Consider the following 11,189-nt stretch of genomic DNA (forward strand, 5'->3'; position numbering starts at 1 on the left):
CATTGGAACGCCAATTCGCCGTGGGTATCGCAGGGTTGGCCGGCGCGAGCCTGCTGGCCGGTGCAGTAACGCGATTCACGGGGAAACGTGAACGTGCACGTCGCTACATGACGCACGAGAGGCCGGACGGCAGCCTCGTAGAGGTTGACGTCAAGATTCCTCCGAATGCCCGTCGCATGGTCCTGCTCGACAACGGGCTGGGAATGGCCCACGAATACTGGGACTGGGTCTGCGAAGCGCTTCCCGCAGATATGGGGTACGTACGGTTCAACCGTCCCGGCTACGGACTCAGCACGCCGTCGAAGCAGTACGGACTGGACCGGCATTTCGAGCTGGTGCAGGAACTGCGCGAAACGTACGTCGGTGATCTTCCGCTGGTGCTGGCCGGGCACTCCCTCGGCGGGTACCTCATCGCCGCCTATGCCTCGCTCCACCCGGACGCGGTGAAGGGCGTGACCGCAGTGGTCATGATCGACGCCACCGAAGTGGTCAGCCTGCGTTACTCCCGCCGTACCGAAGTCGACCGGTGGTCCCGCCGGTCGATGGTGATGGAGCAGGTGTATTCGGGGACGGGCCTCTCGGTCTTCCGCCCCGCCCTGAACGTGAACAAGCAATACCGCCCGGAAATCAACCGGAGCTACCTGGCGTTCCTGGCGCAGCCGAGTACGTGGGCCACGGCCGGCCGGGAGTACCGGGACGCGATGACCTATCCGGAACTGGCTGAACTGGATTGCCCGTTGACCGTCATCACGGCGGAGAACAACGTCGGCGACAACGCCATACACCACGGGGTCCAGGCCAGGCTGCCCCTCATCTCGGCGAGGTCCCGGCACCACTTCGTCGACGGCTCCGATCACGAGTCCCTTCTCTCCGTGCCGGAACACGCCCGAGAGGTGGCGGAGTTGATCGCCGGCGAACCGCCCTCCGAGCGGACCGACCCGGAGCAGTCGCGGCCCGGCAAGGGCCGCCAGGCTGAAGAGAGCGCCGCGGAGCGGGAAAAGGAACTGACGTGATGGTGAGCGTGAACACGGAACGGGTGAAGACGGCTGCTGTCACGGCGACACTCGCCGGCTGGCTGGTGGCGACGGCCGTGGCGCAGATTCCCGAGCAGCGTTTCGACGGTCTCATGCGCCGCGGGAAGTGGTGGCGGATACCCACCCCCAACTGGCGTTTCTTCGGGCCGAACCCCGGAGTCAAGGACAGTCACCTCCTCTACCGGGACATCACGGACGGCAAGCCCGGTGAGTGGGCGGAAGTTCCGGTCACCCGTGACCGGCCGTGGTACGCACTGGCGTGGAACGCGCGCAACCGGTGCCCGAAGGCCCTGTTCGACGCGAGCCAGCACGTCATCGCCCAGTCGATCGCCTTCGGATCGGACGTGCGCCCCGTATCGATGGGGACCGGGTACAAGCTGCTGGCCGGCTATATCCAGCGCCATCTGCCTCATGCCGAGGGCGCCTCGCACAGCCAGTTCCTGCTGATGTATTCGCACCCCACCAATCCGGAAGACCGGCACATCGAACCCGTCTTCGTCTCCATGGAGTTCCCGCTGGAGGAAGACGACGCCCCCGACGTGGTCGCGTTTCCGGTGGCCGCATAGCGAGCCGACCAACCCTCTCGACTGGAAGCCGCGAACTCACTCGGCAGCCCCTTACCGCGTGAGTCCGCGTCCTCCCGCCGAACGGCTGGAGAACTTGCTGAATTTTCTTGAAGAAAGGAACGCAAATGTCTGTTGTGGCTGAATTCGCTAACACCGAGCTGTCCGACGCGACGCCGGGCCGTATCGGTTCTGACGCGACCCCGACCATGACCACTCCGCTGACCGTCCTCGCGACCCCCGAGGGCGTCGCGGTGACCGCGGCCACCGCGGCGACGGTGAACATGGCCACCCACGAGGTCCTGCGCCACTAAGAGAACCGGCCGGGACGGTGTTGAACGGCATCGTTAGTCCCGGCTGATGAAGGCGGGCGGCGGCACGGTACGTCCGATACACATACCGTGCCGCCGTCCTTTGATACCCACCGTACTCGTATCAATTCATCAGGAGCACTCACTCATGTTTCTCAGCGCCCCGCCCGAGGTCACGGCCCGCCGAGTGGCTTCCGTGGGGACGCTGGTCTCCGCGCTGGAAATGCTGAGCCAGCACCGCAAGCTCGCGGACGGTGACCTGCTGAGTGCCCAGCTGGAGAACACGCACCCCGGACTCGCCAAGCGCTTTCCCCGGCTGACCCGGGCCCTCACCTCCAAGAAGGCAGGCGTCGCCCTTTACGGGATTCAGGCGGGAGCCTCCGCCGCCACGCTGATCTGGGGTCACAAGCGCGGAGTGCGCGCGGCGGGCAGCGCCGTTCTGGCGGTGACGGGTGCCGCCTCACGTGTGCGCACCCCCTACGGCGGAGACGGTGCCGACCAGCTCCAGCAGGTGATCAACGTCGTCCTCGCCTCGACCGGCACCTTCAAGGACAACGAGAAGGCCCGCGACGTGGCCATGCGCGCGCTCGCCCTGGAGACGACCATCTCCTACGTCGCGTCCGGTGTCGTCAAGCTGGTGTCCCCGGTGTGGCTGAGCGGAGAGGCGTTCAGCGGCGTCATCCGCACGCACAACTACGGGGACCCGAACATCTACAAGCTCGTGCACAAGTACCCGATGCTGGGCAAGCTCATCACCTGGACGACGGTCGCCGCGGAGGTCGGCTTCCCGCTGGTCTTCGTCCTGCCGAAGCCGGCGGCGAAGGCGTACCTCGGCTCGATGACGCTCTTCCACCTGGGAATCGGGCAGTTCATGGGGCTCAACCGCTTCGTGCTGGCCTTCGCCGCCACGCACCCGGCGCTCCTCTATGTCTTCGCGCAGAGCGACAAGAGCCCGGCGCTGGCCGGCAAGGCCCCGGCGGCTGCCCTCGCGCCCGCCGCTGCGTAACACCCGTAACACCGCGGCTCGCGCCCCGCGGCCGGGAGACCCCCGGCCCCCGGCGTCCACCCCGCGGACCCACGACACGAACGACGGGCGGCACCCCGACTGGGTGCCGCCCGTTCGCGTACGAAAATCAGAGCGCGCCCAAGGGCGCGGCGGGGCCGGAGAGCCCCGCGCTGCGCCGGGTCCGCTCGTCAGGTCAGTGCGCGCCGCCCTGCGCCTCAAGGCGCTTGTAGGACGCCTCGATCTCGGCCTCGGCCTCGGCGCGGCCGACCCAGTCGGCACCCTCGACGGACTTGCCGGGCTCCAGGTCCTTGTAGACCTCGAAGAAGTGCTGGATCTCCAGGCGGTCGAACTCCGAGACGTGGTGGATGTCGCGGAGGTGCTCCACCCGCGGGTCCGAGGCGGGCACGCACAGCAGCTTGTCGTCGCCGCCGGCCTCGTCCGTCATCCGGAACATGCCGATGGCGCGGCACTTGATGAGGCAGCCGGGGAAGGTCGGCTCGTCCAGGATGACCAGCGCGTCCAGCGGGTCGCCGTCCTCGCCCAGGGTGTTCTCGACAAAGCCGTAGTCGGCCGGGTAGCTGGTCGAGGTGAAGAGTCGACGGTCCAGGCGGATCCGACCGGTCTCGTGGTCCACCTCGTACTTGTTCCGCGAACCCTTCGGGATCTCGATGGTGACGTCGAACTCCACGGGTGGCTCCTCCATGATCAACACATACGTCTGGTGATTAAGTGTCCCCCACGCAGGTGTGTGGTGGCGAAAGGGGCTGGTCCGAGGTGCCCGAGACCCGAACATGGCAGGTCAGGTGGCAGTCGGCGCAGCGCTCCGCGCGGGTGGCGGCGCGCCGGGCACAGCGTTCCGCCCGCACCGCGGGACGGACCGCGCACCGTGCTGCGTACGCGGCGTCGTTCGCCGCCCGGCAGACGTGGCGGGCCACACCGCGGCATACGCGGCAGACCTGGCGGCTGACGGCGCTGTCCGCCGCTACCGGACTGGCGGTCGCGGTCGCCGCGGTCGCGGCGGCCGGGCCGTGGGACTCCGGTCAGCGTACGGCCGAGCGGGCCGCCGCGGCCGGCGTACCGGACACAGGTGGCGAGCATCACGATGACGGCCGGGCGCCCCGCCCGTCGCCGAGCGCGCCGCCCGTGCTCGCGGCGCTCAGCGGACCCGCGCACGGCGCCGTGGGGCCCGGCACCGCACCCGTACCGACCGACGCGGGGCTGGCCGACGCGCTCGCGGCGCTGCTGGCCGATCCGGCGCTCGGCCCGCTGCGTACCGCGTCCGTCCTGGACGTCGCGTCCGGCCGGCAGGTGTTCGGCGCCAAACAGGACGAGGCCGCCACCCCCGCCTCCACGGTGAAGCTCGCCACCGCCATCGCCGCGCTCTCCAAGCTCGGCGCCGACCACCGCATCGACACGTCCGTCGTCATGGGCGGCAAGGACCGCATCGTGCTGGTCGGCGGCGGCGATCCGACCCTCACCGCCCGCGCGCCCGCACCGGGCGGCGGGGAACGGCCCGCCAGCCTGCGCACCCTCGCCGACGACACGGCCCGCGTCCTCAAGCGGCGCGGTATCACCAAGGTCGGCCTCGGCTACGACGCCTCCGCCTACACGGGACCCGCCGAGCACCCCATCGGCCCCAACGAGAACCTCGCCCCGGTCACCGCCCTGATGACCGACGAGGCCCGCCTCGACGGCAGCGACCACGGCCCCGCACCGCGCGCCACCGACCCGGCGGGCGACGCGGCCGGCGCCTTCGCGGGGCTGCTCCGGCAGCGCGGTATCACCGTCGACGGCGACCCCGGCGAGGCCGCCGCCCCGCAACGCCCCGACCGGATCGCCGCCGTCCACTCCCTCCCCCTCTCCGCCCTCGTGGAACGGATGCTGACCAACAGCGACAACGACATCGCCGAGGCGCTGGCCCGCCAGACCGCCCGTGGTTCCGGGCAGCCCGCCGACTTCGCCGGCGCCGCCACGGCCGTACGCGACGCCCTGGCCGCCCAGCACCTCCCGCTGGCCGGCGCCGTCTTCGAGGACGGCAGCGGCCTGGACCGCGACGACAAGGTCTCCGCGAACCTGCTCTCGCACCTCCTGCTGGCCGCCGCCGCCCCCGACAAGCCGGACCTGCGCCCGGTCGTCACCGGCCTCCCGGTGGCCGCGTTCACCGGCACGCTGAGCGGGCGCTACGTGGGCGACACCGCGGGCGCCGGCGCCGTACGGGCCAAGACCGGCACCCTCACCGGCGTCAACACCCTGGCCGGCACCGTCGTGGACGCGGACGGCCGGCTGCTCGCCTTCGCCTTCATGACCACCGGCACCACCGACGCCCAGGCCGCACAACAGGCCCTCGACCGCATGGCCTCCACAGTGGCCAACTGCGGCTGCCGCTGACCGGTTTGGCCCGCCCCCACCCACCGTTCCTCCCCCCCACCCACGGGAGGGGACGGGCCGGAGGGGGCGGTGTGCAGGACGTAAAGCGAAGCAGTCCTGCACACCGCCCCCGGAGGCCCGTCACCGCACCCCGACAGCCCCGCGCAGCGGATAAAAAAGCCACCACGGCGCCAATGCCGCCAACGCAAGAAGCGAGCCCCGCGCCGCGGGCGGAACACAGCGAAACCCCCTCGGCGGGACAGTCGACGACGTGGGAAGCGTGCCAAGCGCAGCGGATCGGCGCCAATGCCGCCAACGCAAGAAGCGAGCCCCGCGCCGCGGGCGGAACACAGCGAAACCCCCTCGGCGGGACAGTCGACGACGTGGGAAGCGTGCCAAGCGCAGCGGATCGGCGCCAATGCCGCCAACGCAAGAAGCGAGCCCCGCGCCGCGGGCGGAACACAGCGAAACCCCCTCGGCGGGACAGTCGACGACGTGGGAAGGGCGCCAAGCGCAGCGGATCGGCTACCAGCAAGCCCAGCGCCCCCGTACCGTGAAGCCATGACGAGCATCGGTGGTGCGGAGATGGTCGACTGGAATCTCGCGGTTGCGACCGCGACCCGATTCGTCCGGCCCGGTCCGGAGGTGAGCCGGGACGAGGCGCGGGAGATCGTCGCGGAGTTGCGGAGGCATGCCAAGTCCTCCGAGGAGCACGTCCGGGCGTTCACCCGGATGGCGCAGCCGGGTGCGGAGGGCCCGGCGGTGCCGCATGACACGCCGGTGCTGGTCGTGGACCGGCCCGGCTGGATCCGGGCCAACGTGGCCGGCTTCCGGGCCGTCCTGCGGCCACTGCTGGCCAAGATGGAGGACCGGCGCTCGAACGTGCCCGGTGGCGCGGTGCTCGGCGCGGTCGGCGGCAAGGTGACCGGCGTGGAGCTGGGGATGCTGCTGTCGTTCCTGGCGTCGCGGGTGCTGGGCCAGTACGAGACGTTCGCGCCGCCCACGCGTGATCTGCCGGCCGCGGCGCAGGGCGGCCGGCTGCTGCTCGTGGCGCCGAACATCGTCCACGTGGAGCGCGAGCTGGACGTCGCGCCGCATGACTTCCGGCTGTGGGTGTGCCTCCATGAGGAGACGCACCGGACCCAGTTCACCGCCGTGCCCTGGCTGCGGGACCACATCGAGGGCGAGATCCAGTCGTTCCTGGGGGAGACCGACATCGACCCGGGGACGCTGCTGGAGCGGCTGCGGGAGGCGGCCCAGTCGCTGGCCGGCGCCAAGCCGGAGGGCGAGGAGGGCGAAGACGGAACCCGGTCGATCGTCGATCTCGTGCAGACGCCCGCCCAGCGGGAGATCCTCGGGCGGTTGACGGCGGTGATGTCGCTGCTGGAGGGGCACGCCGACTTCGTCATGGACGGGGTGGGGCCCGAGGTGGTGCCGTCGGTCGCGGAGATCCGGGAGAAGTTCCAGCAGCGCCGGGCCAGCGGCGCGGGCCGGCTGGATCTGGCGCTGCGCAAGCTGCTGGGGCTGGACGCGAAGCTGCGGCAGTACCGTGACGGGGAGCGGTTCGTGCGGTCCGTCGTCAAGGAGGTCGGCACGGACGGCTTCAACCGGGTCTGGACGTCGCCGAACACCCTCCCCACGAAACAAGAGATCGCCAAACCGGCGGACTGGGTCGCGCGGGTGCATCGGAAGGCCGACGGAGCACCGTAAGCGCACGGCGTGAGCTGGGCACGCCGTGCGGCAGTAGCGCGCCCCTCCAATCACCCGTCTGAGGGACCGTGACCGGTGGATAGGCGTGCAATGCTCGGGGAACTGCTCGTCTCTGTCACCATCTAGGCACTCTGTGTGACGAAGTGCCGTCCACGGCCCGAAGCTCGTCCCCCAGCTGAACGATTGGAAACGGACATGGGTCCCCATCCAGCGGTCGCCGCGATACGCCTGGCGGTCCGCCGCGTACTCCACGACGTACTCAACCACCACTGCGCGCAGGATCAGCACGAGGCCCCGCTCGTGCTCGTCGCCTGTTCCGGCGGCGCCGACTCGATGGCGCTCGCCTCCGCCCTCGCCTTCGAGGCTCCCAAGCTGGGGGTCCGCGCCGGGGGCGTGACCATCGACCACGGCCTCCAGGAGGGCTCCGACCTCCGCGCCGCCGAGGTCGCCGTACGGCTGCGGGCCCTGCGGCTCGACCCCGTCGACGTCGTCAGCGTCCACGTCGGGCGCGGGGCCGGCCCGGAAGCCGCCGCGCGCGACGCCCGCTACGCCGCCCTGGACGCCACCGCCGACCGCCACGGTGCCAGCGCGATCCTCCTCGGCCACACCCGCGACGACCAGGCGGAGACGGTGCTCCTCGGTCTCGCCCGCGGGTCCGGCATCCGCTCGCTCTCCGGGATGGCCGCGACCACCGGGACGGACGGCCGCTACCGCCGCCCCTTCCTGGACCTCGACCGGCAGACCGCCCGCAAGGCGTGCCTCATCCAGGCGCTGCCCGTCTGGGACGACCCCCACAACACCGACCCCGCCTACACCCGCTCGCGACTGCGGCACGAGGGGCTGCCGGCCCTGGAGAAGTGCCTCGGCAAGGGCGTCGTCGAGGCGCTGGCGCGCACCGCCCAGCTCTCGCGGGACGACGCCGACGCGCTGGACGCCTGGGCCGCCGAGGCCGAGGGCACGGTGCTGGACGAGTCCGGCACCCTCGACGTCGCCGCCCTCTTCGCGCTGCCGCCCGCGGTACGCCGCCGGGTGCTGCGCCGGGCCGTCATCGCGGCCGGCTCACCTGCCGGTTCGCTGTTCGCCCGGCACATCGAAGAAGTGGACCGGTTGATCACCGCCTGGCGCGGGCAGGGCGCCATCAACCTCCCCGGGCGGGTGGGTGTGCGACGGCAGGGTGGCAGACTGGTCATTCGGCAGGGCTGAGCCGCAGAAGACCACCCTGCCCCGTGATCTTGCGACCGGGTCCCGCTTCGTGAGGTTCACGGCTGATCTGCACACCGAAGCGAGCGAGAGTGGCACGGGTGGACGACAAGGACATGGGCGCCGACCTTCAGTCGGTGCTCATCAGCAAAGAAGAGATCGAAGCGAAGCTGGCCGAGCTGGCCGCGAAGATCGACGCGGAGTACGCGGGCAAGGACCTGCTCATCGTCGGTGTCCTCAAGGGCGCGGTGATGGTGATGGCGGATCTGGCGCGCGCGCTGTCCACCCCCGTCACGATGGACTGGATGGCCGTGTCCTCCTACGGCGCGGGCACCCAGTCCTCAGGTGTGGTCCGCATCCTCAAGGACCTGGACACCGACATCAAGGGCAAGCACGTCCTGATCGTCGAGGACATCATCGACTCCGGCCTGACGCTGTCGTGGCTGCTGTCGAACCTCGGCTCGCGGGAGCCCGCCTCGCTGGAGGTGTGCACGCTGCTGCGCAAGCCGGAGGCGGCCAAGGTCGCGATCGACGTGAAGTGGATCGGCTTCGACATCCCCAACGAATTCGTCGTCGGCTACGGCCTGGACTTCGCGGAGAAGTACCGCAACCTGCCGTTCGTCGGTACCCTCTCGCCCCACGTCTACGGGGGCTGAGAGCGCACCATCCGCTCGCCGGCCGCCGTGGCCGGCGAGGTCCCGGACCTGTCTGCGCCGCCCGGCGGGAACCGTTCGCGGTTTCCCGCCGTTGGAGCAGGAAGAGGGGATTCCTCGGCTTCATTGTTCACTGTCGGCGCAGGCGCCGGGTGACAATGCTGGGGTACCGTCCGAAGGCAGTCTGTTTTCGGGCCAGTAAAACACCGTACGCACGACCAGCCCTCCCGAGGGCGTTGTGCCTCACTGTGGCAGGAGGGACGGGGCCGTACACGGCTCCGTATGGATGGACGTGAAGCGATACTTCCGTGGGCCGGTCATGTGGATCGTGCTGGCCGTCCTCGCCGTGGTCGTGTTGATGCAGGTCGTCGGCTCGTCCGGCGGTTTTAAGACGGTGGACACCGGTCAGGTCGTCAAGGCGATCGCTGACAACAAGGTGAAATCCGCCGAGCTGACCACCGGCGACGAGAACAAGATCAAGATCGAGCTGTCGGGCAACAACAAGATCGACGGCTCCAACAAGATCCAGGCGAGCTACATCGGCGACCAGGGCGTCGACATCGCCAAGAATTTGCAGGCCAAGTACCAGACCGGCGAGATCAAGGACGGGTACACCGTCTCCCCGTCGAAGCAGAACCCGTTCGTCGGCGTGCTGATCTCGCTGCTGCCCTTCATCCTCCTGCCCATCGGCATCCTGATCGTGATGAACCAGGTGCAGGGCGGCGGCTCCCGGGTGATGAACTTCGGTAAGTCGAAGGCGAAGCTGATCACCAAGGACACCCCCAAGACGACCTTCGCGGACGTCGCGGGATCCGACGAGGCCGTCGAGGAGCTCCACGAGATCAAGGAGTTCCTCCAGGACCCGGCGAAGTTCCAGGCCGTCGGCGCCAAGATCCCCAAGGGCGTGCTGCTGTACGGCCCGCCCGGTACGGGCAAGACGCTGCTCGCGCGCGCCGTCGCGGGCGAGGCCGGCGTCCCGTTCTACTCGATCTCCGGCTCCGACTTCGTCGAGATGTTCGTCGGTGTCGGTGCCTCCCGGGTCCGCGACCTCTTCGAGCAGGCCAAGGCGAACGCCCCGGCGATCGTCTTCGTCGACGAGATCGACGCCGTCGGCCGGCACCGCGGTGCGGGCCTCGGCGGCGGCCACGACGAGCGCGAGCAGACCCTGAACCAGCTCCTCGTCGAGATGGACGGCTTCGACGTGAAGGGCGGCGTGATCCTGATCGCCGCCACGAACCGCCCGGACATCCTCGACCCGGCGCTGCTGCGCCCCGGCCGTTTCGACCGGCAGATCGCCGTCGACCGCCCGGACCTGCAGGGCCGTCTGGAGATCCTCAAGGTCCACCAGAAGGGCAAGCCGGTCGCGCCGGACGTCGACCTCTCGGCCGTCGCCAAGCGCACCCCCGGCTTCACCGGTGCCGATCTGTCCAACGTCCTCAACGAGGCCGCGCTGCTGACGGCCCGGAGCGACGAGAAGCTGATCAACAACCACTTCTTGGACGAGGCGATCGACCGCGTCGTGGCCGGACCGCAGAAGCGGACCCGGATCATGTCCGAGAAGGAGAAGAAGATCACCGCGTACCACGAGGGCGGACACGCCCTGGTCGCGGCGGCTTCGCCGAACTCCGACCCGGTCCACAAGATCACGATCCTGTCCCGCGGTCGGGCCCTGGGGTACACCATGGTCCTGCCCGACGAGGACAGGTACTCCACCACCCGCAACGAGATGCTCGACCAGCTGGCGTACATGCTGGGCGGCCGCGCGGCGGAGGAGCTGGTCTTCCACGACCCGACCACGGGCGCCGCGAACGACATCGAGAAGGCGACCGCGACGGCCCGCTCGATGGTCACGCAGTACGGCATGACCGAGCGGCTCGGCGCGATCAAGTTCGGCACGGACAACTCCGAGCCGTTCCTGGGCCGTGAGATGGGTCACCAGCGCGACTACTCGGAAGAGGTCGCCGCGCTGGTCGACGAGGAAGTCAAGAAGCTGATCGAGACCGCGCACAACGAGGCGTGGGAGATCCTGGTCGAGAACCGCGATGTGCTCGACAACCTCGTGCTGACGCTCCTGGAGAAGGAGACGCTCAACAAGGAGGAGATCGCCGAGCTCTTCAAGCACGTCGTCAAGCGCCCGGCCCGCCCGGCGTGGACCGGCTCCTCGCGCCGTACGCCCTCGACCCGCCCGCCGGTGCTGTCGCCGAAGGAGCTGGCCCCGGCCAACGGCTCTGTGACGGCGGCGTCCGGCACCGTTTCCACCGAGAAGGCGGAGGCCCCCGAGGACCGGCGTCCCGAGAGCTGAGCCCGGGGCGCCCGCCCCGGGCGCCCCGGAATACGTGCCGGGG

General features: G+C 70.0%; 10 protein-coding genes. 9 read left to right on the forward strand and 1 reads right to left on the reverse strand.

Annotated features, from left to right (window positions below; genetic code table 11):
• Positions 1–107 precede the first annotated feature (107 nt).
• The 4 genes from ACO1BR_RS09895 to ACO1BR_RS09910 all read left to right on the forward strand — a co-directional run bounded on the left by ACO1BR_RS09895 (position 108) and on the right by ACO1BR_RS09910 (position 2,914).
• Positions 108–1,013: an alpha/beta fold hydrolase gene (locus ACO1BR_RS09895; RefSeq protein ID WP_426794649.1), complete on the forward strand. Its 906-nt coding sequence runs from the start codon at positions 108–110 to the stop codon at positions 1,011–1,013.
• Complete coding sequence (locus tag ACO1BR_RS09900) at positions 1,013–1,600, forward strand: hypothetical protein (RefSeq protein ID WP_426794650.1); 588 nt, start codon at positions 1,013–1,015, stop codon at positions 1,598–1,600. The genes ACO1BR_RS09895 and ACO1BR_RS09900 overlap by 1 nt, the downstream gene beginning before the upstream one ends.
• A gap of 134 nt (positions 1,601–1,734) precedes the next feature.
• Positions 1,735–1,911: a linaridin family RiPP gene (locus ACO1BR_RS09905; protein WP_426794651.1), complete on the forward strand. Its 177-nt coding sequence runs from the start codon at positions 1,735–1,737 to the stop codon at positions 1,909–1,911.
• Positions 1,912–2,056: 145 nt separating this feature from the next.
• Positions 2,057–2,914 carry a hypothetical protein gene (locus ACO1BR_RS09910; RefSeq protein WP_426794652.1) on the forward strand — a complete coding sequence of 286 codons (858 nt, stop codon included), beginning with the start codon at positions 2,057–2,059 and terminating at the stop codon, positions 2,912–2,914.
• Positions 2,915–3,107: 193 nt separating this feature from the next.
• Here ACO1BR_RS09910 and ACO1BR_RS09915 read toward each other — a convergent pair whose 3' ends face one another.
• A complete protein-coding gene (locus tag ACO1BR_RS09915) occupies positions 3,108–3,602 on the reverse strand; it encodes an inorganic diphosphatase (RefSeq protein ID WP_003968257.1) in 495 nt (164 codons plus the stop codon).
• Positions 3,603–3,688: 86 nt separating this feature from the next.
• Here ACO1BR_RS09915 and dacB point away from each other — a divergent pair, with 86 nt between their 5' ends.
• The 5 genes from dacB to ftsH all read left to right on the forward strand — a co-directional run bounded on the left by dacB (position 3,689) and on the right by ftsH (position 11,146).
• On the forward strand, positions 3,689–5,302 hold the full coding sequence (gene dacB / locus ACO1BR_RS09920; RefSeq protein ID WP_426794653.1) for a D-alanyl-D-alanine carboxypeptidase/D-alanyl-D-alanine endopeptidase: 1,614 nt from the start codon (positions 3,689–3,691) through the stop codon (positions 5,300–5,302).
• Between the two features lie 540 nt (positions 5,303–5,842).
• The gene (locus tag ACO1BR_RS09925) at positions 5,843–6,991 is read left to right on the forward strand and encodes a zinc-dependent metalloprotease (RefSeq protein ID WP_426794654.1); all 1,149 of its coding nucleotides are present in this window, start codon (positions 5,843–5,845) and stop codon (positions 6,989–6,991) included.
• Positions 6,992–7,186: 195 nt separating this feature from the next.
• The gene (tilS, locus tag ACO1BR_RS09930; protein ID WP_426794655.1) at positions 7,187–8,194 is read left to right on the forward strand and encodes a tRNA lysidine(34) synthetase TilS; all 1,008 of its coding nucleotides are present in this window, start codon (positions 7,187–7,189) and stop codon (positions 8,192–8,194) included.
• Between the two features lie 113 nt (positions 8,195–8,307).
• Positions 8,308–8,847, forward strand: coding sequence for a hypoxanthine phosphoribosyltransferase (gene hpt, locus ACO1BR_RS09935; protein ID WP_189302356.1), 540 nt, complete (start codon positions 8,308–8,310; stop codon positions 8,845–8,847).
• A gap of 283 nt (positions 8,848–9,130) precedes the next feature.
• Positions 9,131–11,146 carry an ATP-dependent zinc metalloprotease FtsH gene (gene ftsH / locus ACO1BR_RS09940; RefSeq protein ID WP_426794656.1) on the forward strand — a complete coding sequence of 672 codons (2,016 nt, stop codon included), beginning with the start codon at positions 9,131–9,133 and terminating at the stop codon, positions 11,144–11,146.
• Positions 11,147–11,189 lie beyond the last annotated feature (43 nt).

Source organism: Streptomyces sp. YGL11-2 (genome assembly GCF_050054615.1).
Classification (GTDB): Bacteria; Actinomycetota; Actinomycetes; order Streptomycetales; family Streptomycetaceae; genus Streptomyces.